The organism is Streptomyces sp. TP-A0874, assembly GCF_001748085.1.
Classification (GTDB): Bacteria; Actinomycetota; Actinomycetes; order Streptomycetales; family Streptomycetaceae; genus Streptomyces.
Window position 1 is genome coordinate 405251 of record NZ_BBZK01000007.1, and the last position, 23660, is coordinate 428910.

A 23660-nucleotide genomic window follows, 5' to 3' on the forward strand; every position below is an offset into this window, starting at 1 on the left:
TGTCGTTCGATGAAGCAGGGAACCGTCAGGATTCTGGGTGCCGCCGCTCTCGGTGCCGCCTTCACCATCGTCGCCGCCGGCGCAGCCGCAGCAGCACCCGCCGACACCGTCCGCACGCTGCCGGCCGAGCTGAACAAGACCCTGCCGGTGGGGGAGGCGAGCGCGCTGGGCGAGGGCCAGTCGACGCCGGGGAGCGCCACCGATGCCCTGCTGCCCGCCGCCCAGCAGGAGAACGGCGGGCTGCCGGCGGCCGGGCCGCTGGACGGACTGCTCGGAGGGCAGGGCGGAGGGCCGCAGGAACTGCTCGGCGGGCTGCTGGGGGGTCTTCCGGTGGGCGGCCTGCTCGGCTGAGGGCACTGGACGGCCGCCAGGCCGGACCGATCGTACGGGGAGCGCATCCGGATCCGGATGCGCTCCCCGTAGCGTGGTGTGCCACGATCACGTCAGTGGTCAAGCGCGCAGACACGCTGGGGGAACTTGCACATGCGGAACAAGGCATCGAGGCTCCGGGTCTTCCTCGCCGTTCCGGCGCTGCTCCTGGCCGCGGCCTGTGGCGGTGGCTCGGACTCCGGCGAGGAGCCCGGAGCGGAGGCCGACCGGGCCCGGAACGGGCTGAAGGAGAGCGGGCCGGTGCTGAGCACCGCGCAGCTGGAGAAGGCCATCATCGCCGAGGGAGAGCTCAAGGGCTTCACGGTGGAGCCCCCGGGAGCGGCCGAAGAGGACGAGACGGAGGGCGAGGAGGGCGACGCGGACGAGCCGTCGGAGGCGGAGTGGCGGCCGGCCCCCAAGGCAAAGGCCGACCGTGCTGAGTGCGCCTCGATCCTGGTGGCCGGCGTCGAGCGGCCCATCAAGGACACCCGGAACGTCACCCGTAGGACGCTACGGCCGGTGGCCGGTGCCAAGCCGGGGCAGTCGGTGTCCGTGGCACTCCTCGCGACCCGCGGCGGAAGTGTGGAACTGCTCCGCGACCTCAAGGCGGCCGTGCCGAAGTGCGCCGACGGCTTCGAGGTCTCCGCCGAAGGGGAGACCAGCCGGTACAGCGAGATCAGCCCGGCCGACGCGCACACCACGGGTGACGAGACCATGGCGTACACCGCGACGGTCGACGGCAAGGACTCCGAGTGGGCGCTGAAGGTGGTCGTCGCACGCGCGGGCTCGACCGTGGCGGTCTTCGTCGGGAGCGGCGCCGACGGTAAGCCGGCCGATCTGCCCCAGTCCCTGCTGGACAAGCAACTCGCCAAGCTGGCGAAGGCCTGAGCTGCGGCGGGGGCGTCGTCGCCGCCTCACCCTCGCCGCCTCACCGCCGCTCGGAGGGCAGCAGGATCCACAGCGCGATGTAGATCAGGAACTGTGGCCCCGGCAGCAGGCACGAGACGAGGAAGGCCACCCGTACCGTCGTGACGGGAACGTCGAAGCGTTCCGCGAGCGCCAAGCAGACACCGCCGATCATGCGGCCTTCTCTCGGACGGGCCAGAGCAGTCATGAGGGCTCCTTCGGCAACCGCAGGGGAAATGTCGCTTTCCGTCCTCCGTCATCCATTCTGGAGGATCGGTGGCGGATCCGCCGCCGGGCGCCGATCCGTGCCCGCGCGCTGTCGCCGGGGCGCGCTCAGGGGGCCAGCCCGATGCTGGGCAGTGTCGTCGCCTCGCCGGCCGGCTCCTCCCGGGAGCGGGCTCCGCCGCGCTGCTCCGAGCGGCGCAGCCGTGCCCGGAACCAGGCCCGGGCCGGTGGGATGAGCAGCAGGTGGGCGAGCGCCACCCCGGCGGTGTTCAGCAGAAGCGAGTCCACGTCGAAGGTCCGGCCCGCGACGTTGACGTGGAGTACCGCCGTGCCGAGTGACACCAGTGCGCCGAGCAGCACGGTGCGCAGGAAGAGGGCCGGCCCGCGGTTGAGCAGCCGTCCGGCGGCCATCGGCAGCAGCACGCCGAGCGGTGCCAGGAGCAGCAGATCCCCGCCCAGGTGGCGGAGCGCGGTCCAGGGGCCCAGCTCCAGCTCCGCCTGGATGGTGGCGAGCGGGCGCAGATTCGTCGCCGTCACCCACGGCACCGACAGTGGCCGCAGCGTCAGCCAGCCGACGAACAGCAGATGCGCGAGGAGGAAGACGGAGCCCGCCGCGCGGAAGTGGAAGGTGGCACTATCGCCGGAGCCATGACGCTGCACGCCAACATGGACGCCCTCCGCGGAGCCGCCGGTTCCTGCGCCACCGCGGAACCTGTTGTTGCGCGGGTCACTCTCCGAACCGCCGGACGCCGGTCAGCCCACCGACCGCCCCAGGGACGCGGCCGTCTCCGGGTGGAACCGGAGCTGCTCGCTGCACGAGTACTCCTCCGGAGCGCTGTCATCGGGGCCGCCGAGCACCACCGTGGACCCGTCCGCCGAGGCGGCCGTGCCGCTGAGGGTGCATATCAGCTGGCCCAGTGCGTAGGGCGGCAGATCGTCCGGCAGCCGGTTCAGGCGGAGGGTACCCGGCGGGTCCTGCTCCGCGGGGCCGGCCACCGCGAGGTCGAGCGGTACCTCGGAGGTGAAGCCGCCGCGGTCCTCATCCTCGGTGAGGCGGTCCTTCAGGGTGGCCAGCAGGGTCTGCGCGGTCCGTATTCGCTCCTGCCCGGTGGAGCCGGTCTCGGGGAGCCGCACCGCCCGCGGCACCGGCCGCAGCTGCGCACTGCACACCAGATAGACCTTGATCCGGGCCTCCTTCGGCGGGAGGGGGGTCGAGAGGTCGTCCTCGGGCGTGTCGCAGGACACCCGGGAGGGGGCGGGGCCGGCGTCCACCGGCATCGACGTGCCGCGTATCCCGCAGCCCGCCGTGGCCAGGAGGAGCGCCGAGGCCGCGGCGGCCACCAGCCGGCCCGAGCGCTGCGGCCTTCGGCGTCGGATTGGGGTGTTCACTGCGGGTCCTGTTTCTGGTCGTTCCGGGTCGGCCCGAGTTCGAGTGGGGAGGCGTCCAACGGCAGTCGCAGGGTGAAGACCGCGCCTCCCTCGGGCGAGTTCGCCGCGGTGATCTCGCCGCCGTGGATGTGCGCGTTCTCCACGGCGATGGACAGGCCGAGGCCGCTCCCCTCGGAACGCGGCCGGGAGGCGCTGGCCTTGTAGAAGCGGTCGAAGACGTGCGGCAGGACCTCCTCCGGGATACCCGGGCCGTGGTCCCGGACCTCCACCCGCAGCGACTCCGCGTCGGTGCGGATCGAGACCCGCACCGGGGAGCCGCCGTGTTTGAGCGCGTTCCCGATCAGGTTGGCCAGGATGACGTCGAGCCGGCGGGGGTCGACCCGGACGACGATGCCGCGTTCGGCGTCGAGCTCGACCGCGTCCAACCAGGCGCGGGCGTCGATGCAGGCCGTCACCATGTCCGCGATGTCCACGTCGTCCAGGACGAGTCGGGCGGTGCCGGCGTCGAAGCGGGTGACCTCCATGAGGTTCTCCACCAGGTCGCCCAGCCGCCGGGTCTCGTCCACCACCAGCCGCACCGCGGGCTCGATCATGGGGTCGAGGTTGTCCGACTCCTCCTCCAACACCTCCGTCACCGCGGTGATCGCGGTCAGCGGGGTCCGCAACTCGTGTGACATGTCGGCGACGAAGCGACGGCTCGCCTCCTCCCGGGCGCTCAGCACCTCCATCCGCTTCTCCAAGGAGGCGGCGGCGCTGTTGAAGGTGTGTGAAAGGTCGGCGAGCTCGTCGGTGCCGGAGACCTGCAGCCGGGTGTCGAGCTTCCCCTCGCCCAGCCGCCTCGCCGCCTCGCCGAGCCGCTGCACCGGGCGCAGCACCGTCGAAGCCGCGGCCTGCGCGAGCAGCGCCGAGCCGATGAGCGCCAGCGCCGTGGCGATCCCCAGCGACCAGGCCAGCGAGTTCAGATCGTCCCGTTCGGAGGCGAGCGACTTCAGCATGTAGCCCGTCGGGCCGTCGCCGATCACCTTGGCCCCGCCGACCAGGTACGGCTCGTCGTCGAGAACGATCCGCTGCCAGTACAGGTGGTAGGGCAGTCCGTCCCCGCCGTCGTCATCGGCCGAACGCCGCTTGTTCACCGCGATGCGCAGCGTCCGGGGAACGGTCCGGAGGGAGAACTTCGCCGCCTTGGAGGGCGCCGCGCAGTCGCTGCCGTTCTCCTGCCGGTCGATGAGGAGCACCTCGTAGTGCTGGGTGGTGCCCGCCATCCGGTGGGCGGCGGCCTTCAGCTGCCCGCAGGGCGGCCGTATCGGGAGCGAGCCGGCGTTGTCGGCGAGGGACTTGCGGAAATCGTTGAGCGCGGCGTTCTGGGTGCGGGTCAGCACCGCGTCCCGGTTGAGCCAGTAGGCGATGCCCGAGGCGGACACGGCGGCGGTCAGCGCGACGAGGGCGAAGACGGCCACCAGGCGCAGCCGGAGGCTCGTCAGCCGGAGCAGTCCGCCGCTCCAACGCAGGACCCGGCCGGGGCGTCTGGTCACTGCGGGGCGTCCAGCCGGTAGCCGACGCCGCGGACGGTGCGGATCAGCGTCGGCGCGGACGGCACGTCCTCCACCTTGGCGCGCAGCCGCTGCACACAGGCGTCGACCAGCCGGGAGTCCCCCAGGTAGTCGTGCTCCCAGACCAGCCGCAGCAACTGCTGCCGGGACAGCGCCTGCCCGGGCCGCCTGCTCAGCTCCAGCAGCAGCCGCAGCTCGGTCGGCGTCAGCTGCAACTCCTCGCCGTTCTTGGTCACGGTCATCGCCGACCGGTCGATGACCAGGCTGCCGAAGGCCGCCGCGTCGTTCGACTCCCGCTCGCCGCGGCGCAGGACCGCGCGGATCCGGGCGTCGAGCACCCGCGGCTGGATGGGCTTGACCACGTAGTCGTCCGCCCCGGACTCGAGCCCCACCACGACATCGATGTCGTCGCTGCGCGCGGTCAGCAGGATGATCGGCAGCTGGTCGGTGCGCCTGATCCGGCGGCACACCTCGAACCCGTCGATCCCCGGAAGCATCACGTCCAGCACGATCAGATCGGGCCTGCGCTCGCGCAGCAGGCTCAGGCCCTCCTCGCCCGTCGCCGCGGCCACCACACGGTGGCCCTGGCGGGTCAGGGAGAGTTCGAGGGCCGTACGGATGGCGTCGTCGTCCTCAATCAGCAACAGGGAAGGCACGGGGGTCATTCTGGCCCAAGAGGCCTTCGAGTTCGACAGCCGGACCGGGCCTACGCCTGTGACAGGCCTGTGACAGGCGTCTGACAGCCCGATGAAACTGGGGCGGCAGTCTGTATCGCACCGGATGGACAGGGGTCCGGAGAGCTAGGCGACAGGCTCCAGCGACGGGGGCGCGGGATGAACACACTGCACACCGGCAAGACCAGCGCAGTTCTTCATGTGCGCCCCTGCTCGACGGGGCGGAGCCCGGAGAAGTCCGGTGCCGTGAGCGGGCGGGGGTGCGCTCGCGGCACCGGGCGTCAGCGCCAGCCCTACGTGGTGGCGATTGACGCGGTGGCGGAGGGGAAGGGCGGAAAGGCCGGGGGGCACGGGGGAGGTGCGTACCGGGAGGAGCGGGGCAGCCTGACCGAGGCGGAGTTCACCGCCTATGTCAGGGAGCGTCGCGCCTCCCTGTACGCGACCGCCTACCACCTGACCGGGGACCGATTCGAGGCCGAGGACCTGCTGCAGAGCGCGTTGTTCTCCACCTACCGGGCGTGGGAGCGGATCAGCGACAAGGCGGCGGTCGGCGGCTATCTGCGGCGCACCATGACCAACCTCCACATCAGCGCCTGGCGGCGGCGGAAACTCAGCGAGTACCCCACCGAGGAGCTGCCGGAGACAGCCGGCGACCAGGACGCGATGCGCGGCACGGAACTGCGCGCCGTGCTCTGGCAGGCGCTGGCCCGGCTACCCGAACTCCAGCGCACCATGCTGGTGTTGCGCTACTACGAGGGACGTACGGACCCGGAGATCGCGGACATTCTCAATATGAGCGTCGGAACGGTCAAGAGCAGCATCTGGCGTTCGCTGCGCAGGCTGCGCGACGACGAGGTGCTCAGCCGCGGCCGTGACCGGGAGGAGTCCTTCGGCGAACTGGTCGCCTGAAGGTCCGGGGGGACGGGGGAGGCAACGGGGGGCGCCGTCGGGGGCGGCGCACGGGGGGAAGAGCGGGATCGAACGGCCGGGGGGGTCTGTTCGATCCCGCTCTCGCCGTGCGGGCGTACCGGTTCCGGGCGCCTCAGGCGTCGGCCGGTACCGAGCCTCCGGCCCGCTCGGCACGGCTGTCCCGGCCGCCGTCCGCGGTTTCCACCGGGCGACCGCCTTCCCGCAGCCCGCTCCGGGGGCCGGGGATCGCCGTGGGGGCGTCGGCGGGGCGGGCGGCCGCTATCCGTGCGAGAGCTTCCCGCTTGCCGCAGGGGCGGGCCCCCAGCGCGGTCTGCCGGGCCACGATGCCCGGCTCCGAGCGCATCAGCCGCCAGCCGCGCCGCAGCAGCACCGGGACGGACTTGCGTCCCTCCCGCAGGTCGCGCAGCAGCCGCCGGCGGAAGGTGGTGGACGGACGCCCGCGCAGGCACAGGGCGTCCGCGAGCAGCCCGCGTTCCCGGCAGGCGTCGACGATGTCGGCGGCGAAGATGCCCTCGGCCACGAACACCGGTGCGCGGCCGAGGTCGAGAAGTTCTTCCCCGATCCGGGAACTGACGGAGATGTCGTAGCGGGGAACGGTCGCCCGGCCGGCGCGGCAGAGGGTCTCGATGGCCTCGACGGCCGCCTCCGCGTCCCAAGAGCGGGCCGAGTCCCAGTCCGCGCCGGAGCCGTCCGGCAGCTCCGGGAGGGTCGGGTCGTCACCGTCCTTGTAGAAGTCGTCCAGGTGGAGCACGGGAAGCCCGGTCCGCTCGGCGAGAGATGACTTGCCGGAGCCGGATGGGCCGGCCAGGAGGATGACGAGGGGGGAGCGTTGGGAACTCACGGGAAACCATTGTCGGGCATCCCCGAGGGGTTTTGACCCGCTGGGTACGGCATTGGATTTGCCCCGCCGGCCTCGGCTACGATCCGTGTCCGTCCGAACACGATGAGCCAGCAAACCGACGGCAGGTGGACAACATGCCCTCCCACGCTCGACCCAAGGCATCGAAGTTCCCCCGAGCGCTCCTGCGCGCGGGGCTGTTCGTGGCCGCGACCGGGGCCGCGCTCGGCACGGCGGGGGCCGCCAGCGCGGCGACCGCCGAGCCCGCCGCGACCGCGGCGGAACCGATCCGGACGCCGGTGGGCGAACTGGACGGCGCGATGCTGAACGATCCGACGAGCACGGTGACGGGGGCGCTGCCGCACGTGCTGGGCGGTGCCCTCGGTCCGGTCAAGCACCTGCGGCCCAATCCGCTCGCCGGTACCGGAGTTGACCCGCTCAGCAACTCCGTCGGCACCCAGGTGGCCGACCTCCCCGCGGTGGGCACCCAACTCGTCACCCAGCCGCTGGCCGACGGCGCCGCGGTCGACGAACTGCCGCTGGTGAAGTCGGTGGCCGGGCTGCTGCCGGGCTGACCCGGGTCGCCGCGTCGGCGACCGCGGTGAGACACCGGTGCGGGGGCGGCCCTGGGTCGGGCCGCCCCCGCACCGGCTCGCGTCCGCCGCTCAGATCCCCAGCGGGTGCCAGACGGTCTTCGTCTCCAGGAAGGCCAGCATCCGCTCGGTGCCCGGGTCGGCGGACCAGTCGGTGGCGGAGGGGCGCAGCACCCGTTTGAGGTTGTCCGCCGCCGCCGTCTCCAACTCCTTGGCCAGCTCGGCGTCCTCAGCGGCCCCGGCCAGGTCGATCGCGTTCACGTCCTGGTGGGCGGCGAGCGGCGCCGCCACCTCCGCCGTCCGGCCCGAGAGCACGTTGACGACCCCGCCCGGCACGTCCGAGGTGGCCAGCACCTCCGCCAGCGAGAGCGCCGGCAGCGGAGAGCTCTCGGAGGCGACCAGCACCACCGAGTTGCCGGTGACGATCGCCGGTGCGAGGACGGAGACCAACCCGAGGAAGGACGAACGCTGCGGTGCCAGCAGCGCCACCACGCCGGTCGGTTCGGGGGTTGAGAGGTTGAAGAACGGGCCGGAGACAGGGTTGGCCGAGCCGGCGATCTGCGCGAGCTTGTCCGACCAGCCCGCGTACCACACCCAGCGGTCGACGGCGGCCGCCACCTGCGCGGACGCCTTGGCCTTCGACAGCCCCTCGGCGTCGGCGACCTCGGCCGTGAACTGCTCGCGGCGCCCCTCCAGCATCTCGGCGACCCGGTAGAGGATCTGGCCGCGGTTGTACGCGGTCGCCCCCGACCAGCCCCCGAACGCCTTGCGGGCGGCGCGGACGGCGTCCCGGGCGTCCTTGCGGGAGGACAGCGGCGCGTTGGCGAGCCACCTGCCCTTGCTGTCGCTCACCTCGTACACCCGTCCGCTCTCGGAGCGAGGAAACTTCCCTCCGACGAAGAGCTTGTAGGTCTTCAGCACACTCAAACGGTCGTTCGCAGTCACTTCTCGGCCGCCTCTCGGCTCGCCGGGGCGAGGTAGGGCTCCAGACCGTGGCGGCCGCCCTCGCGCCCGAAGCCCGACTCCTTGTAGCCGCCGAACGGCGAGGCCGGGTCGAACTTGTTGAAGGTGTTGGCCCAGACGATGCCGGCCCGGAGCTGGTCCGCCATCCACAGGATGCGTGAGCCCTTCTCCGTCCAGACACCGGCCGACAGCCCGTACGGGGTGTTGTTGGCCTTCTCCACCGCCTCCGCCGGGGTGCGGAAGGTCAGCACGGAGAGCACCGGGCCGAAGATCTCCTCCCGGGCGATCCGGTGCGCCTGGGTCACACCGGTGAAGAGGGTGGGCGCGAACCAGTAGCCGGTGGACGGCAGTTCGCACGCCGGGGACCAGCGCTCGGCGCCCTCGGCCTCGCCCGCCTCCGCCAGCGCCCGGATCCGGGCCAGCTGCTCCGGCGAGTTGATGGCACCGATGTCGGTGTTCTTGTCCAGGGGGTCACCCACGCGCAGGGTGGCCATCCGCCGCTTGAGGGAGTCCAGCAACTCCTCGGCCACCGACTCCTGCACCAGCAGTCGGGAACCGGCGCAGCAGACGTGCCCCTGGTTGAAGAAGATGCCGTTGACGACGCCCTCGACGGCCTGGTCCAGGGGGGCGTCGTCGAAGACGATGTTCGCCGCCTTGCCGCCCAGTTCGAGGGTGATCCGCTTGTCGGTGCCGGCGACCGCCCGGGCGATGCTCTTCCCCACCCCGGTCGAACCGGTGAAGGCGATCTTGTCGATGCCCTCGTGCTCCACCAACTGGGAACCGGTGGCGCCGGCTCCGGTGATGATGTTGACGACACCGCGGGGGAGCCCGGCCTGACGGCAGATGTCCGCGAAGAAGAGCGCTGAGAGCGGAGTGGTCTCGGCGGGCTTGAGCACCACGGTGTTGCCGGTGGCGAGCGCCGGGGCGATCTTCCAGGCGAGCATCAGCAGTGGGAAGTTCCAGGGGATGATCTGCCCGGCCACACCCAGCGGTCGCGGATCGCGGCCGTAGCCCGCGTAGGAGAGCTTGTCGGCCCAGCCCGCGTAGTAGAAGAAGTGGGCCGCCACCAGCGGGAGGTCGGAGTCCCGCGACTCGCGGATCGGCTTGCCGTTGTCCAGCGACTCCAGGACCGCGAGCTCGCGGGAGCGCTCCTGGATGATCCGGGCGATCCGGAAGAGGTACTTGGCGCGTTCCGCGCCGGGCAGCGCCGACCAGCTGGTGAAGGCCTTCCGGGCCGCGCGGACGGCGGCGTCCACGTCCTCGGCGTCGGCCAGGGCGACCTCGGCGAGCACCTCCTCGGAGGCGGGTGAGACGGTCTTGAAGACCTGCCCGCCCGCCGCCTCCCGGAACTCGCCGTCGATGAACAGCCCGTAGGAGGGGGCGATGTCGACGATCGACCGCGACTCGGGCGCCGGGGCGTACTCGAATGCCTGTTTGTCGGTGCTCATCTGATTCGTTTGGCTCATCGGGCGTCAGTCCACCGTCGTGTAGTCGGGACCGGAGTAGCGCCCGGTGCTCAGCTTCTGGCGCTGCATGAGGAGGTCGTTGAGGAGGCTGGACGCGCCGAACCGGAACCAGTCGGGGGTCAGCCAGCCGTCGCCCAGCGTCTCGTTGACCATGACCAGGTACTTGATCGCGTCCTTGGAGGTGCGGATGCCGCCGGCGGGCTTGACCCCGACACGCACCCCCAGGCTCTGGTGGAAGTCGCGCACCGCCTCCAGCATGAGCAGGGTGACCGGCGGGGTGGCGTTGACCGCGACCTTGCCCGTGGAGGTCTTGATGAAGTCGGCGCCGGCCAGCATCGCCAGCCAGGAGGCCCGGCGGACGTTGTCGTAGGTCTGGAGCTCGCCGGTCTCGAAGATCACCTTCAGGTGCGCGGTGCTGCCGTCCGGCCGTCGGCAGGCCGCCTTGACCTGCCTGATCTCCTCGAAGACCGAGAGGTAGCGGCCGGCGAGGAAGGCACCGCGGTCGATGACCATGTCGATCTCGTCGGCGCCCGCGGCGACGGCGTCCCGGGTGTCGGCGAGCTTGACCGGAAGGGCCGCTCGGCCGGCCGGGAAGGCGGTCGCGACGGAGGCCACCTGGACGTCGGCCCCGCCGGCTGCGGCGAGGGCCTCCTTGGCGGTGGCCACCATGTCCGGATAGACGCAGATGGCGGCGACCCTGGGTACGGAGCGGTCGCCCGGGTCGGGGTGGACGCCCTTGGCGCAGAGTGCCCGGACCTTGCCCGGGGTGTCCGCGCCCTCCAGGGTCGTCAGGTCGATCATCGAGATCGCCAGGTCGATGGCGTAGGCCTTCGCCGTGGTCTTGATCGAGCGAGTGCCGAGGGCGGCTGCACGGGCTTGCAGACCGACCGCGTCGACGCCCGGCAGGCCGTGCAGGAAGCGGCGCAGCGCGGCGTCCGAGGCGGTCACGTCCGCCATGGACGCCAGGCGCTCGGCGGCTTCGCTGCCGTATGCGGGAACAGTGGGCATGGTCACCTTGGGAGTGTATCTACGCGCGTAGCAAGCTGTCATCCCCCCGTACCGCTCTCATGGTAGCCGCCGGGGCGGCCCCGGCTCTCCGGCGCGGGCCCCGATCGATGCCGGACCGCAACGTCGCGGTCTTCGGAGGTCGGGCAGAATCGGCCCCATGACGAGCCCCGACAACTCCCCCGAGCCGACCTACGACGACCGCGTCTACCGCTCGCCGTCCGCCCTGGTGGGCGGGGTGGCGCTGCTTGTGCTGGCCGGCTGGCTGGGTGGGGACGCGGTGGTGCGCGGCACCGGGCGGGTGCCCTGGCTGGCGCTGGCCGGCCTGCTGTGCGTGGTGCCGCTGCTGATCGCTTTCACCCTGCGGCCCGCGGTCTTCGCCGGAGCGGAACGGCTCCGGATCCGGAACCCCTTCCGGGTCATCACGCTCCCCTGGGGGGCGGTCGAGGACGTCCGGGCGAGCTACACCAGCGAGGTCTTCACCGACAGCGACAAGTACCAGCTCTGGTCCATCCCGGTGTCGCTGAGGGCCCGTAAGAAGGCCTCGCGCAAGGCGGCCCGGGCCGCGGTGGAGGACTTCTCCAACCGCACCTCCGTCAGCCCGGACGTCACCGACGCCGCTCGCCGCGCCCCGGCGGACCAGGCGGTGGCCGAGTTGCGCGAGCTGGCCGAGCGGCACCGGTCAGACGAGGCGGCCCAGGGGCAGCCCGAGGTGCGGTGGTCCTACGAGGTGATCGTGCCGAGCGTGGTGGGTCTGGTGTTGTTCGTGGTCCTCGCCGTGATCTGACGGCCGGCCGCCGGCCGCGCGTCGCGCCGGAGGGCGCGCGGCGCCCCTGGGGAGGCGGTTCAGGGCGCCCCGGGGTAGACGAACATCAGGTACCCGCCGAGGGCCGCCGAGCCCAGGGCCGCCGGGGCGATGGCCAGCGCCGCCGCCCGCGGCCGTGCGGCGACGGCCGTGGCGAGCGGCAGCAGCAGCGGGAAGGCGGGCATCAGGAAGCGCGCCCGGGGGGCGTAGTAACCGCCGTCGCCCAGCACGAGCAGCAGCAGGACCCCACTGAAGACGAGCAGCGGCAACGGCTGCCGCTGCGCCAGGGAGAGCGCGTAGAGCACCAGTGAGAGGACGAGGACGGCGGTCACCACGATCAGGTAGGCCGAGGGGCCGGCCCCGGTGAGGGAGGCCCACGCGGACCGCGCGGTCTTCGCCCCGAAGTCCCACTGGCTCGACCAGGCGCGCTGCACCGAGAAGTAGCCGTCCCACCGCCCCACGCGCCAGCCCACCCAGCCGATGAACCCGACCCAGCCCAACGGTGCGATGACGGCGGCCACGGCGGCCCGCCGACCCGCCCGGCGCCGGAGGACCGCGAGAACGGCGGTCACCGAGACGGCGGCCGCGATGGCGATGCCGGTCGGCCGGGTCAGCCCGCCCAGCAGCGCCAGTACCCCGGCCCAGAGCCACCGCCCCGTCAGCACCGCGTAGAGCGCCCAGGCGGCCAGCGCCGTGAACAGCGACTCGGTGTAGTTCGTCCACTGGATGACGGCGACCGGTCCGACGGCCCACAGCAGGGTGAGTACGACGCCCGCCCGGCGCCCGTAGAGCAGCTCGCCCACCGCGAAGATCCCCCAGGCGGCGAGGAGCGAGGCGAGGACGGACACGGCCAGGCCCGCGCCCGCCGCGGACCCGGGGAGGAGCTGATCGGCGAAGCGGGTCAGGCCGGGGTAGAGCGGGAAGAACGCCAGGTTGGTGTAGCCGTCACCGACGGCCGCCGCCGTGTCGTAGCCGCCGGTGGCGATCGACCGGTACCAGAGGGAGTCCCACCGGCCGGTGAGCTCGGTCCAGAGCCCGTGCCCGCTCCGCGCTGCCCAGACCCCCAGGACCGCGACGGCGAGCAGCCGTACGGCGAGGTAGCCGAGGAGCGCCGGAGCGGGCCGGAGGTGGTGGGCGCGGGCCGGGTTCACAGCCGGAGGGCCCGACCCAGGTCCCTCCGCAGAGCCTGGAGCGCCCGGGCCGCGGTCTGCCGGGCCTCGGCCAACTCGGTACCCGAGGCGACGGGGACGACGACCTCCAGGTAGCACTTGAGCTTCGGCTCGGTGCCGCTGGGACGGACGACTACCCTCGCCTGCCGGACGCTGTGCTCGGCCCCAGGACCGGAGCGACCGGTGTCCTCGCCCAGCGTGTACCGCAGGCCGTCGGTGGGTGGCAGCCGGTCGGTGCCGTGGGTGAGGTCCTCGGCCGAGACCACGGAGAGGCCGGCGAGGGTGATCGGCGGCTCCTGACGCAGCCGCCGCATGGCGGCGGTGATCTCCGCGAGGTCCTCGACCCGGACGGAGAGCTGGTCGGTGGCGTGCAGCCCGTACTCGACGGCGATGTCGTCCAGCAGGTCGCTCACGGTGCGGCCGGTGGCCTTCAGTTCGGCGGTCAGTTCGGCGAAGAGCAGCGCGGCGGTGATGCCGTCCTTGTCGCGGACCCCCTCGGGGTCGACGCAGTAGCCGAGCGCCTCTTCATAGGCGTAGCGCAGCCCCTCCACCCGGGCCAGCCACTTGAAGCCGGTGAGTGTCTCGTCGTAGGGGAGGTCCGCCGCGGCGGCGATGCGCGACAGCAGGGACGAGGAGACGATGCTGGCCGCGAAGGTGCCGCCGGCCCGTTTGTGGACCAGGTGGGTGGCGAGCAGGGCGCCGACCTCGTCACCGCGGAGCATGCGCCAGCCGCCCTCGGCCGAGGGGTCGGGGACGGCCACCGCCAGCCGGTCGGCGTCCGGATCGTTGGCGATGACGATGTCGGGGGCCGAGGCCTCGCCCCGGCTGCGGGCGGCGGCGAAGGCGAGGTCCATCGCCCCCGGCTCCTCCGGGTTGGGGAAGGCGACCGTGGGGAAGGCCGGGTCAGGTTCGCCCTGCTCCGGTACGACGGTCGGCGCGGGGAACCCGGCCCGGGCGAAAGCCGCGAGCAGGGTGTCCCGGCCGACTCCGTGCAGCGGGGTGTAGACGGTCTCCACGCCGCGCGGGGAGCCGGCGGTGAGTACCTGGCCCGCGCGGGCCAGGTACGCCTCGACGATCTCCTCGCCGAGGGTCTCCCAGCCGGACTCCGGCATCGGTACGCCGGACAGCGGGCCGACGGCGGCGATCTCCGTGGCGATTCCGGTGTCCGCCGGCGGCACGATCTGGGAACCGTCGCCGAGGTAGACCTTGTAGCCGTTGTCCCGCGGGGGATTGTGGCTGGCGGTGACGGCCACCCCGGCGACCGCGCCGAGGTGGCGGATGGCGAAGGCGAGCACGGGGGTGGGCAGCGGGCGCGGGAGCAGCACGGGGCGCAGGCCGGCCCCCGCCAGCACCGAGGCGGTGTCCCGTGCGAAGTCGAAGCTGCGGTAGCGGGCGTCGTACCCGATGACGACCATGCCGCCGGCCCCTTCGGGCCGCTTGGTGAGGTAGCCGGCGAGACCCGCGGCGGCGCGGATCACCACCGCGCGGTTCATCCGCATCGGCCCCGCGCCGAGCTCGCCGCGGAGCCCGGCGGTACCGAACCGCAGGGTTCCGGCGAAGCGTTCGGAGAGCGCCTCGGCGTCGTCGGCCTCGATGAGCCGGGCCAGCTCCGCGCGGGTCTCCGGGTCGGGGTCCTCGTCCAGCCAGACGCGGGCCCGGCGGATCAGGTCCGCTGTTTCGCTCGGCACGGTGATGCTCCTGTGTGGTGAGGGGGCGCACCGGGCGCGGCAGGGCACGGCTCCGCGCCGTTCGTGTGCGCTCCGCCCGGACGTGGTGGGCTCGTGGTCGTCCTCTGCCCGGCTCACGGCCCGACTATCCGGCAGCCGGCACCGGTTGATCCATACGGATCAGATTCGGCTCAGCACCCGGGCGAGGAGGGTGCCCATCCTGCCTGCGGAGTCCCGTCCGGCCTGGAGCACCTCCTCGTGGCTGAGCGGCTCCCCGGTCATACCGGCGGCGAGGTTGGTGACCAGCGAGATGCCGAGCACCTCGGCGCCTGCTTCGCGGGCCGCGATGGCCTCCAGCGCGGTGGACATGCCGACCAGGTCGGCGCCCCAGCCGCGCACCATGTTGATCTCCGCCGGCGTCTCGTAGTGCGGGCCGGGGAACTGCACGTAGACGCCCTCTTCGAGGCTGCCGTCGATCTCCTTGCAGAGCGCGCGGAGGCGCGGGGAGTAGAGGTCGGTGAGGTCGACGAAGTTGGCGCCGACCACCGGGGAGCAGCCGGTGAGGTTGATGTGGTCGCTGATCAGCACCGGCTGGCCGGGCCGCATGCCGGGGCGGAGCCCGCCGCAGCCGTTGGTGAGCACGATGGTCTTGCAGCCGGCGGCGATCGCGGTGCGGACGCCGTGGGCGACGGCGGCCACGCCGTGGCCCTCGTAGAAGTGGGTGCGGCCCAGGAAGACGAGGGCGCGCTTGTCGCCTATCGGGTAGGAGCGGATCCTGCCGGCGTGGCCTTCGACCGCGGGGGGCGGGAAGCCGGGCAGGTCGGTGACCGGCAGGTCGTGTTCGGGTGTGCCCAGCGCCTCGGTCGCGGGGACCCAGCCGGAACCCATGACCAGGGCGACGTCGTGGCTGGCGGTACCGGTGAGCTCACGGAGGCGGTTGGCGGCAGCGTCAGCGTCGGGGGTGCCGGGGATGCCCGGTGCGGCAGAAGGATTCACCGGACGAGGGTAACCCCTCTTTGCCTACGCGCGTAGAGCGCACCCCCGTCTCGCCCCGCCTTTCTCCCGGGGCGGGCTCCCGTCGAGGTGGCGCCGGCGATCGGCCGAGCCCGCCGGAGGACGGCAGGGGGACGGTGGAGGCAGGTGGTCCGGAGCCGCCGGCCGCTGGTTCGGACGGCGGACGCGCCGCTCAGCAGGGGCGCTTGCGCAGCTCCATCACGTAGTCGTGCGGGGCGCCCGCCGACTCCGCGGCGTCGGCGATCTCCCCGAGGTAGCGGGCGGAGGGCAGCCCGCCCTCGTAGCCGTTGAGCACGTATGTCCAGGCGGCCACGTCGCCCTCCAGGGTGTGCACCCGGACCCGGGTCCGGCGGTAGATGCCCAGCCCGACCCCCTCCCAGCGGTCCATGGCGTCCTCGTCCATAGGCGCGATGTCGTAGAGCCCCACGAAGACCTGTGTGCCGGCCGACTCGACCAGGGTGGCCAGCGCGCCCTCCCAGCCCATCTGCTCCCCGCCGAAGGTGAGCCGCCACTCCGTCAGCCAGCCGGTGCCGCGCAGCGGGGAGTGCGGGGCGCGGCGGGACATCAGCCGAGCGTCGAGGTTCCCGGCGTAGGCGGCATAGAGCGACATGGGACGAGGGTACGGGAGGACCGGCCGGCAGGCCCCTGGGCGCGGCCGTACGGGGGACGAGGGGGTCCCCGGCGCGTGGTGTGGCGGGTGAGAGAATGGGACTCGTGACTCGGATCGTGATCATCGGCGGCGGACCAGGCGGCTACGAGGCGGCGCTGGTGGCCGCGCAGCTCGGCGCGGAGGTGACCGTCGTCGACCGCGACGGTCTGGGCGGGGCGTCGGTGCTGACCGACTGCGTGCCGTCCAAGACGCTCATCGCCACGGCGGAGGTGATGACGACCTTCGACTCCTCCTACGAGGAGCTGGGGATCATCGTCGAGGACGACACCCCGCCGCTGGAGCGGAGCGCCCGGGTGGTCGGGGTGGATCTGGGGAAGGTCAACCGACGGGTCAAGCGGCTGGCGCTGGCCCAGTCGCACGACATCTCGTCCGCCGTGATCCGGGCCGGGGGCCGGGTGGTGCGCGGTCGCGGCCGGGTGGCGCCGAACCAGGCGCCGGACGGTTCCCGCCAGGTGATCGCGCGGGCCGCGGACGGTTCTGAGGAGACCCTGGTCGCCGACGCGATCCTGGTGTCCACCGGGGCGCACCCGCGGGAGATCCCGGACGCGCTCCCCGATGGCGAACGCATCCTCAACTGGACCCAGGTCTACGACATGGAGGAGCTGCCGGAGGAGCTGATCGTCGTCGGCTCCGGGGTGACCGGCGCGGAGTTCGCCGGCGCCTACCAGGCGTTGGGCTCCCGGGTGACCCTGGTCTCCAGCCGGGACCGGGTGCTGCCCGGCGAGGACCCGGACGCCGCCGCGGTGCTGGAGGACGTCTTCCGGCGGCGCGGGATGAACGTCATGGCGCGCTCCCGGGCCGCGGCGGTGGAACGCGCCGGTGACGGGGTGGAGGTGACCCTGTCCGACGGGCGGGTGATCAACGGATCGCACTGCCTGATGGCCGTGGGGTCGATCCCGAACACCGCCGACATGGGCCTGGAGGAGGCCGGGGTGGTCCTCCGCGAGTCCGGCCACATCAAGACCGACCGGGTCTCGCGCACCAGCGCGCCGGGCATCTACGCGGCGGGTGACTGCACCGGGGTGCTGGCGCTGGCCTCGGTAGCCGCGATGCAGGGCCGGATCGCCATGTACCACTACCTGGGCGACACGGTGAGCCCGCTCGACCTGCGTACGGTCTGCGCCAACATCTTCACCGACCCGGAGATCGCCACCGTCGGTTACAGCCAGGCGGACATCGACGGCGGGAAGATCGACGCCCGGGCGGTGAAGCTGCCGCTGGCGCGGAACCCGCGGGCCAAGATGCAGGGCATCCGAGACGGGTTCGTGAAGATGTTCTGCCGACCGGGGACGGGGATCGTGGTCGGGGGTGTGGTGGTGGCGCCGCGGGCGAGCGAGCTGATCCACCCGATATCGCTGGCGGTGGACAACCGACTGACGGTGGAGCAGATCGCCAACGCCTTCACCGTCTACCCCTCGCTGTCCGGATCGATCGCCGAGGTGGCCAGGCAGCTCCACACTCGCAAGATCCAGAACGAGAGCTGATCGTCCCGTATAGCACTCCGCGGGCCCTTTCGCGAACAACTTCTGTTAATCAGCGCAAACCGCTGAAACCAGACGGTCGAGAGGGTTACTGTCTGTTCTGTGTTCGCTGCAGAACGTCGCCAACTGATCCTTGAAATGGTGCGCGCGAACGGAGCGGTGTCGCTCCGTGAGCTCGCCCGTGTCGTCCAGACCTCGGAAGTGACCGTACGGCGGGATGTGCGGGCGCTCGAGGCAGAGGGGCTGCTCGACCGTCGGCACGGTGGTGCGGTGCTGCCCGGGGGGTTCACCCGGGAGTCGGGCTTTCCGAAGAAGACCCACTTAGCGACCGCGGAGAAGACGGCGATCGCCGACCTCGCGGCCAGCCTGGTCCAGGAGGGCGAGGCGATCGTCGTCGGGGCCGGGGCCACCACCCAGGAGTTCGCCCGGCGGCTCGCCCGGGTCCCGGGACTGACCGTGGTCACCAACTCGCTGCTGGTGGCCCAGGCGCTGGCACACGCCAACCGGGTCGAGGTCGTCATGACCGGCGGCACCCTGCGCGGCTCCAACCACGCCCTGGTCGGTAGCGGAGCCGAGCAGTCCCTCCAGGGGCTGCGGGTCTCCCGCGCCTTCCTCTCCGGCAGCGGGCTCACCGCGGAGCGCGGCCTGTCCACCTCCAACATGCTCTCGGCCAGCGTCGATCGGGCTCTGGTCCAGGCCGCGGCTGAAGTGGTCGTCCTCGCGGACCACACCAAGCTCGGTACCGACACGATGTTCCAGACGGTGCCGACCGAGGCGATCACCAGGCTGGTCACCGACGAGCCGCCGGCGCAGGCCGACCGGGCCGCCGAGGAGTTGCGGGCGCTCGCCGACCAGGGGGTGGAGATCGCGGTCGCGGTGCCGGGGGCGGTGTCCGCCCGGCGGGCCGGCGGAGACTCCGGGCAGGCCGCCCGGAAGCGACGGGCGGCCCCGCCGCAGGCCGGTGAGGAAGTGCCGCTGCCCGGCCAGCGCCGTGGCCCTCAGCCGGGCACCGGCGGCGGGCCGCTGCGCGGCCCCGCTCTCACCGAGCAGTCAGCGGGCGGTGGCCGGATCGCCGACCTGCGCCGGAGATGACCGAAGGGCCGGGTGCCCCGGCCCGCGGTCAACGAGCAGCCCGGTGACGGCCAGCATCAGCAGCCGATCGGCCACACCGGGGTCCTCGGGGGTCTCCTCCACGGCCAGGGCGATGGCCTTCGTCAGCCGCATCAGGTCGTCGATGTCGATCTCGGGACGGACCGCGCCGGTGCGCTGGGCCCGCTCCAGCAGCGCGCCGCCCGCGGCGTGCATGGTGCGGCAGCAGTGGGAGAGTCCGGAGGCCTCGTCGTCCGCGGCGCCTATCAGGGCCAGGGAGAGACCGCGGTAGGTGCTGGTGTGGCCGATGATCGCGCGCAGCCAGTCGATCAGGGCCCGGCAGGGCCGGTCGGCCTTGAGGAGTTCCTCGGAGCGGGCCAGCAGGGAGTCGACCTCGTCCTGGAAGACGGCGGCCATCAGCGCCTGACGGCTGGGGAAGTGGCGGTAGAGGGTGCCCACTCCGACACCGGCCCGGCGGGCCACCTCTTCCAGGGCGACTTCGGTGCCGCACCGGGTGAACGCGATACGGGCCTCGGTGAGCAGCCGTTGGTGGTTGCGGCGTGCGTCGGCGCGCAGAGGCCGCTCGGACGACTGGGCTGTTCCGGTGGTCATCGGCCCTCCTCACTCTCCACGGCCCGTGACTACCAGCATGCCACCGGGGACGGCGGGCCCGGAATCGGCGCTGCTCCGGCCGCTTCGGCGGGGGAGGAGCGCGCAAGGCTCGGCGGCCGGCGCCGGGTCAACTCGGTACCGGATGGTTGTCGTCCTCCGTGCCGGCGGCTGCTCCGGCAGTGCTGTTCCCGGTCAGGGAGCGGACGCGGGGTATCGACGAGGGCAGCAACCAGAGCAGCGACAAGGCTCCGCCGACAGCGGCGATGAGGAGGGTCGTCCTCAGCCCGACGAGGGTGGCGAGCAGCCCTCCGACGACGGCCCCGGCGGGAGCCGTATGCCGTAGGTCACGGCATCCAGGAGGAGGGTGACGGGTGCCGTCAGCACCTGGACCAGAACGCCGCCGATGGCCGGGCCGGCGACGTGCGACGCCGACCGGCTGGCGCTGAGCCTGCTGTTCGCGTCGACGTAGGACGCGCGTGGCACTAGGCGCACGAAGAAGGGCGGATAGGCGGCCGGCAGCGGGCGTGTGATCGTCTTGCCATCTGGCGGGGACCGGTTTCGGGGTAGGACTCCAGGCGCCGGGACGCCCCGGCCGGAGGAGTCCGGCCGGGGCGTCCCGAGGTGCGGTCCCGGTGAGCGGAAGGGCTCGCGGGTTGGGCCTGTCAGTCCTTGATCTCGCAGATCACGGCTCCGGAGGTGACCGAGGCGCCGACCTCCGCGGAGAGGCCCTTGACGGTGCCGGAACGGTGGGCGTTGAGCGGCTGCTCCATCTTCATCGCCTCCAGCACGACGACGAGTTCGCCCTCCTCCACGTGCTGGCCGTCCTCGACCGCCACCTTGACGATGGTCCCCTGCATCGGTGAGGCCAGGGCGTCTCCGGAGGCGGCGGGACCGGACTTCTTCGCGGCCCGCCGCTTGGGCCGGGCGCCACCGGCGACCGCGGCGCGGGCCAGCGGCATCCCCAGGGAGGAGGGGAGGGAGACCTCCAGGCGCTTGCCGCCCACCTCGACGACGACCGTCTCCCGGGCCTCGGCCTCGGAGTCCTCGTCCGCCCCGGCCGGGGCGAACGGCGGGATCTCGTTGACGAACTCGGTCTCGATCCACCGGGTGTGGACGGTGAAGGGGTCCTCGGAGCCGGTCAGCTCCGGTGCGAAGGCAGGGTCGACCACCACCGCGCGGTGGAAGGGGATGGCGGTGGCCATGCCCTCGACGCGGAACTCGGCCAGCGCCCGCGCCGCCCGCCGCAGGGCCTGCTCCCGGCTGGAGCCGGTGACGATCAGCTTGGCGAGCAGGGAGTCCCAGGCCGGGCCGATGACCGAGCCGGACTCCACACCCGCGTCCAGCCGCACGCCCGGCCCGCTCGGAGCGGCGAAGGCGGTGACGGTGCCCGGGGCGGGCAGGAAACCCCGGCCCGGGTCCTCGCCGTTGATGCGGAACTCGAAGGAGTGACCGCGGACCGCGGGGTCGTCGTAACCGAGCTCCTCGCCGTCGGCGATCCGGAACATCTCGCGGACCAGGTCGATGCCGGTGACCTCCTCGGTGACCGGGTGCTCCACCTGGAGGCGGGTGTTGACCTCCAGGAAGGAGATGGTGCCGTCGGCGCCGACCAGGAACTCCACGGTGCCCGCGCCGACGTAGCCGGCCTCCTTCAGGATGGCCTTGGAGGCGGCGTACAGCTCGGCGTTCTGATCTGCCGTCAGGAACGGTGCCGGGGCCTCCTCCACGAGCTTCTGGTGGCGGCGCTGGAGCGAGCAGTCCCGGGTGGAGACGACCACGACGTTGCCGTGGCGGTCGGCCAGGCACTGGGTCTCGACGTGCCGCGGCTTGTCCAGGTAGCGCTCGACGAAGCACTCGCCGCGGCCGAAGGCGGCGACCGCCTCGCGCACCGCGGAGTCGTACAGCTCGGGCACCTCGTCCAGGGTGCGGGCGACCTTGAGCCCGCGGCCCCCGCCGCCGAAGGCTGCCTTGATCGCGATGGGCAGGCCGTGTTCCTCGGCGAAGGCCACGACCTCGTCCGCACCACTGACCGGGTCGGGGGTTCCCGCGACGAGCGGGGCGCCGGCCCGCTGGGCGATGTGCCGGGCGGCCACCTTGTCGCCGAGGTCGCGGATCGCCTGGGGCGGCGGCCCGATCCAGATCAGCCCGGCGTCCAACACGGCCTGGGCGAAGTCGGCGTTCTCCGAGAGGAAGCCGTAGCCCGGATGGACCGCGTCCGCACCGGAGTCGGCCGCGGCCTTGAGGACCTTGGCCATGTCCAGGTAGCTGGCGGCCGGTGTGTCGCCGCCCAGTGCGTAGGCCTCGTCGGCCGCGCGGACATGCAGAGCGTCCCGGTCCGGATCGGCGTATACCGCTACGCTCGCGATTCCGGCATCTCGGCACGCACGGGCAACGCGGACAGCGATTTCGCCGCGGTTGGCGATGAGCACCTTGCGCACGATGGCTCCCTCCTTGGAACAAGGCGAGTTTAGGGACAGCCGACACGACATGCCGAGCGGTCCTCGGTGGTGACCTTCCCCACACGGAGCGTCGGTCGGGTCCTGACCCCAGGGTCGAAAGTCTCTGTGGCTCCACGGTACGCCGGGTTTGACGGCTGTTTGGCAACAAGTCGGCACCGTCTGGCGCCCGCCCCAGGGCAGCCGTGCGGAAGCAGCCGTTCTTTGTGGAATCCCTACGAAGCGAGGGCGGAAAGTTTGCCGGTCGGGCCTGCGCGGGGGCGGCAACCGGTGACCAGCCTCTTGTCGGTGAGATTACCCGCTAGTAGCCTGCCGGGTGGACTTCTGTGCTGGCCTCGACCAGTCGAAGCGAGGTGGGAGCGGTGGGACGGAGACCGGTGGCCGTGGTGGCGGCGGTCGTCCTGATCCTGGAAGCCGTGGGCATGGCGGCGATTCACTGGGTCCTCGGGGCGGTGGTGGACCGGCAGCGGATGTCCCTGGCGGGGCTCGACCCGCACGCGACCTCCCTCGGGACCAAGGTGCTGGGCGGGCTCGTCGGCCTCTTCCTGCTGTTCTGCGCCGGCCTGCTGCTGCGCTCCGGGATGCGGGACCGCGCACCGAGCCGGCTCGGCCGGTGGGTCCTGATCGGCTGCGCGGTGCTGCACGGGCTGCTCGGTGCGCTGACGGCGAGTCTGGTCGGTTGGGGTGTCTACGGGTTCATGATGGTCGTGCTGGCCCTTCTGGTGCTGGTGCTGGTCGGCTACGACGAGCGGCTGCCCGGCCGCACCGGCGGCCGGCACCGCGGGACGTCCACGAGGGCCCCCGCACCCGCCGTCGGCCCGGAGGCCGACCCCGCCTGAGCGCGGCGGCTCAGGTCGCGCCCGCCCGCCCGGTCAGCTCCACAGCGCGGTGATCTCCGTCCCCACCTGGGCGAGCAGTCGGCGCAGCAGCGGCAGCGAGAGCCCGATGACGTTGCCCGGGTCGCCGTCCACCCCGTCGACGAACGGCGCCGAGCGGCCGTCCAGCGTGAACGCCCCGGCGACGTGCAGCGGTTCGCCGCTGGCCACGTACGCGGCGACCTCGGCGTCGGAGGGCTCACCGAAGCGGACGGTGGTGGAGGCGGTCGCGGAGGCCCGCCGGCCGTCGGCGGTGTCGATCAGGCAGTGGCCGGTGCGCAGCACCCCGGAGCGCCCCCGCATGGACTTCCAACGCGCTTCGGCCTCCGCGGCGTCCAGCGGCTTGCCCAGCGCCTGCCCGTCCAGTTCCAGCACCGAGTCGCAGCCGATCACCAGCGCGTCGGCGGCCTCCGGGCGCCCGGCCACGGCTTCGGCCTTCGCCTCGGCCAGCAGCAGCGCCAGCTGCTCCGGTGAGTCCGCGCTGAGCGCGTCCTCGTCCACACCGCTCACCAGCACCTGGGGCGTGAGGCCGGCCTGCCGGAGCAGGCCCAGGCGGGCCGGCGAGGCGGAGGCGAGGACGAGCTTGCGGCGGGCGGCGGGCTGGCTGGTCGGCATGCCGTCAGCGTATAGAAGCCCGCCGGCCACCCGCCCACCGACCACCGCGCGGCGGCCGGTGCCTCAGCGCGGCCAGTAGGTGCTCCGCCAGGCCTTGGGGCCGGGATGCGGCAGCCCCCGGCGCGGCACGTTGCGCGCCGGGTCCGCCCACTCGTCCAGCGGTTGCGGCGCCGGTGCGCTGGACCAGGCCGCCGCCGCCCGGGCCCGTACCACCGCGAGTGCGGCGGCCAACTCCTCTGCGGACGGGTTGCCCCGTACGACCCTGAACACGCTCGGGCTCCTTTCCCCGGAATCCACGGCGG

At 72.7% G+C, this 23660-nt stretch carries 25 protein-coding genes; 8 read left to right on the top strand and 17 right to left on the bottom strand.

The window, feature by feature from the left end:
- The first annotated feature begins 9 nt into the window (after positions 1 to 9).
- The gene (locus BGP73_RS14095; protein ID WP_069814681.1) at positions 10 to 351 is read left to right on the top strand and encodes a hypothetical protein; all 342 of its coding nucleotides are present in this window, start codon (positions 10 to 12) and stop codon (positions 349 to 351) included.
- A 132-nt stretch (positions 352 to 483) separates the two neighbouring features.
- A complete protein-coding gene (locus tag BGP73_RS22685; protein ID WP_069814682.1) occupies positions 484 to 1257 on the top strand; it encodes a hypothetical protein in 774 nt (257 codons plus the stop codon).
- A gap of 40 nt (positions 1258 to 1297) precedes the next feature.
- On the opposite strand, the gene BGP73_RS14105 is transcribed toward BGP73_RS22685, so the two are convergent.
- The 5 genes from BGP73_RS14105 to BGP73_RS14125 form a co-directional block, all read right to left on the bottom strand.
- Entirely contained in the window at positions 1298 to 1483 is a 186-nt protein-coding gene (locus BGP73_RS14105; RefSeq protein ID WP_069814683.1) for a PspC domain-containing protein, read from the bottom strand.
- A 125-nt stretch (positions 1484 to 1608) separates the two neighbouring features.
- On the bottom strand, positions 1609 to 2160 hold the full coding sequence (locus BGP73_RS14110; RefSeq protein WP_069814684.1) for a VanZ family protein: 552 nt from the start codon (positions 2158 to 2160) through the stop codon (positions 1609 to 1611).
- Between the two features lie 93 nt (positions 2161 to 2253).
- Positions 2254 to 2889 carry a hypothetical protein gene (locus BGP73_RS14115; protein ID WP_139134567.1) on the bottom strand — a complete coding sequence of 212 codons (636 nt, stop codon included), beginning with the start codon at positions 2887 to 2889 and terminating at the stop codon, positions 2254 to 2256.
- On the bottom strand, positions 2886 to 4520 hold the full coding sequence (locus BGP73_RS14120; protein WP_079127527.1) for a sensor histidine kinase: 1635 nt from the start codon (positions 4518 to 4520) through the stop codon (positions 2886 to 2888). The genes BGP73_RS14115 and BGP73_RS14120 overlap by 4 nt, the downstream gene beginning before the upstream one ends.
- Positions 4418 to 5095: a response regulator transcription factor gene (locus BGP73_RS14125; RefSeq protein WP_069814814.1), complete on the bottom strand. Its 678-nt coding sequence runs from the start codon at positions 5093 to 5095 to the stop codon at positions 4418 to 4420. The genes BGP73_RS14120 and BGP73_RS14125 overlap by 103 nt, the downstream gene beginning before the upstream one ends.
- 177 nt (positions 5096 to 5272) lie before the next feature.
- Between BGP73_RS14125 and BGP73_RS14130 the strand changes: the two genes are divergently transcribed.
- On the top strand, positions 5273 to 6022 hold the full coding sequence (locus BGP73_RS14130) for a SigE family RNA polymerase sigma factor (RefSeq protein ID WP_069814686.1): 750 nt from the start codon (positions 5273 to 5275) through the stop codon (positions 6020 to 6022).
- Positions 6023 to 6155: 133 nt separating this feature from the next.
- On the opposite strand, the gene BGP73_RS14135 is transcribed toward BGP73_RS14130, so the two are convergent.
- On the bottom strand, positions 6156 to 6884 hold the full coding sequence (locus BGP73_RS14135) for a uridine kinase family protein (RefSeq protein ID WP_244501191.1): 729 nt from the start codon (positions 6882 to 6884) through the stop codon (positions 6156 to 6158).
- Positions 6885 to 7018: 134 nt separating this feature from the next.
- On the opposite strand from BGP73_RS14135, the gene BGP73_RS14140 reads away from it, so the two are divergent.
- Positions 7019 to 7456 (top strand): hypothetical protein, encoded by a 438-nt coding sequence (locus BGP73_RS14140; protein WP_069814818.1) that lies wholly within the window; start codon positions 7019 to 7021, stop codon positions 7454 to 7456.
- A 90-nt stretch (positions 7457 to 7546) separates the two neighbouring features.
- On the opposite strand, the gene BGP73_RS14145 is transcribed toward BGP73_RS14140, so the two are convergent.
- The 3 genes from BGP73_RS14145 to deoC are packed head-to-tail and all read right to left on the bottom strand — an operon-like array spanning position 7547 to position 10911.
- Positions 7547 to 8401, bottom strand: a complete 855-nt coding sequence (locus BGP73_RS14145; RefSeq protein WP_244501207.1) for an aldehyde dehydrogenase family protein — start codon at positions 8399 to 8401, stop codon at positions 7547 to 7549.
- Positions 8402 to 8415: 14 nt separating this feature from the next.
- Entirely contained in the window at positions 8416 to 9885 is a 1470-nt protein-coding gene (locus BGP73_RS14150) for an aldehyde dehydrogenase family protein (RefSeq protein ID WP_069814688.1), read from the bottom strand.
- 24 nt (positions 9886 to 9909) lie between these two features.
- Positions 9910 to 10911 (bottom strand): deoxyribose-phosphate aldolase, encoded by a 1002-nt coding sequence (gene deoC, locus BGP73_RS14155; protein ID WP_170837842.1) that lies wholly within the window; start codon positions 10909 to 10911, stop codon positions 9910 to 9912.
- 157 nt (positions 10912 to 11068) lie between these two features.
- On the opposite strand from deoC, the gene BGP73_RS14160 reads away from it, so the two are divergent.
- Positions 11069 to 11695, top strand: a complete 627-nt coding sequence (locus BGP73_RS14160; protein ID WP_069814689.1) for a PH domain-containing protein — start codon at positions 11069 to 11071, stop codon at positions 11693 to 11695.
- A 59-nt stretch (positions 11696 to 11754) separates the two neighbouring features.
- Here BGP73_RS14160 and BGP73_RS14165 read toward each other — a convergent pair whose 3' ends face one another.
- From BGP73_RS14165 to BGP73_RS14180, 4 genes are all read right to left on the bottom strand, one after another.
- Positions 11755 to 12864 carry a glycosyltransferase family 39 protein gene (locus BGP73_RS14165; protein ID WP_069814690.1) on the bottom strand — a complete coding sequence of 370 codons (1110 nt, stop codon included), beginning with the start codon at positions 12862 to 12864 and terminating at the stop codon, positions 11755 to 11757.
- Entirely contained in the window at positions 12861 to 14570 is a 1710-nt protein-coding gene (locus BGP73_RS14170; RefSeq protein ID WP_069814691.1) for a phospho-sugar mutase, read from the bottom strand. Before BGP73_RS14170 ends, BGP73_RS14165 begins: the two co-directional genes overlap by 4 nt.
- A gap of 159 nt (positions 14571 to 14729) precedes the next feature.
- The gene (locus tag BGP73_RS14175; protein WP_069814692.1) at positions 14730 to 15545 is read right to left on the bottom strand and encodes a purine-nucleoside phosphorylase; all 816 of its coding nucleotides are present in this window, start codon (positions 15543 to 15545) and stop codon (positions 14730 to 14732) included.
- A 190-nt stretch (positions 15546 to 15735) separates the two neighbouring features.
- On the bottom strand, positions 15736 to 16173 hold the full coding sequence (locus BGP73_RS14180) for a gamma-glutamylcyclotransferase (RefSeq protein WP_069814693.1): 438 nt from the start codon (positions 16171 to 16173) through the stop codon (positions 15736 to 15738).
- Positions 16174 to 16268: 95 nt separating this feature from the next.
- Here BGP73_RS14180 and BGP73_RS14185 point away from each other — a divergent pair, with 95 nt between their 5' ends.
- Both BGP73_RS14185 and BGP73_RS14190 read left to right on the top strand, forming a co-directional pair.
- Entirely contained in the window at positions 16269 to 17717 is a 1449-nt protein-coding gene (locus BGP73_RS14185; RefSeq protein ID WP_069814694.1) for an NAD(P)H-quinone dehydrogenase, read from the top strand.
- A 135-nt stretch (positions 17718 to 17852) separates the two neighbouring features.
- A complete protein-coding gene (locus BGP73_RS14190; RefSeq protein WP_069814695.1) occupies positions 17853 to 18806 on the top strand; it encodes a DeoR/GlpR family DNA-binding transcription regulator in 954 nt (317 codons plus the stop codon).
- On the opposite strand, the gene BGP73_RS14195 is transcribed toward BGP73_RS14190, so the two are convergent.
- Together BGP73_RS14195 and BGP73_RS14200 are read right to left on the bottom strand one after the other, a co-directional pair.
- The gene (locus BGP73_RS14195) at positions 18765 to 19415 is read right to left on the bottom strand and encodes a TetR/AcrR family transcriptional regulator (RefSeq protein WP_069814696.1); all 651 of its coding nucleotides are present in this window, start codon (positions 19413 to 19415) and stop codon (positions 18765 to 18767) included. The two genes, BGP73_RS14190 and BGP73_RS14195, sit on opposite strands and share 42 nt — an antisense overlap.
- 662 nt (positions 19416 to 20077) lie before the next feature.
- Complete coding sequence (locus BGP73_RS14200) at positions 20078 to 21850, bottom strand: acetyl/propionyl/methylcrotonyl-CoA carboxylase subunit alpha (protein ID WP_069814697.1); 1773 nt, start codon at positions 21848 to 21850, stop codon at positions 20078 to 20080.
- A gap of 380 nt (positions 21851 to 22230) precedes the next feature.
- Here BGP73_RS14200 and BGP73_RS14205 point away from each other — a divergent pair, with 380 nt between their 5' ends.
- A complete protein-coding gene (locus tag BGP73_RS14205) occupies positions 22231 to 22707 on the top strand; it encodes a hypothetical protein (RefSeq protein ID WP_212732813.1) in 477 nt (158 codons plus the stop codon).
- Positions 22708 to 22740: 33 nt separating this feature from the next.
- Here BGP73_RS14205 and BGP73_RS14210 read toward each other — a convergent pair whose 3' ends face one another.
- Both BGP73_RS14210 and BGP73_RS14215 read right to left on the bottom strand, forming a co-directional pair.
- The gene (locus tag BGP73_RS14210; RefSeq protein WP_069814699.1) at positions 22741 to 23358 is read right to left on the bottom strand and encodes a Maf family protein; all 618 of its coding nucleotides are present in this window, start codon (positions 23356 to 23358) and stop codon (positions 22741 to 22743) included.
- 63 nt (positions 23359 to 23421) lie between these two features.
- Positions 23422 to 23628 (bottom strand): acyl-CoA carboxylase epsilon subunit, encoded by a 207-nt coding sequence (locus BGP73_RS14215; protein WP_069814700.1) that lies wholly within the window; start codon positions 23626 to 23628, stop codon positions 23422 to 23424.
- Positions 23629 to 23660: the final 32 nt, after the last annotated feature.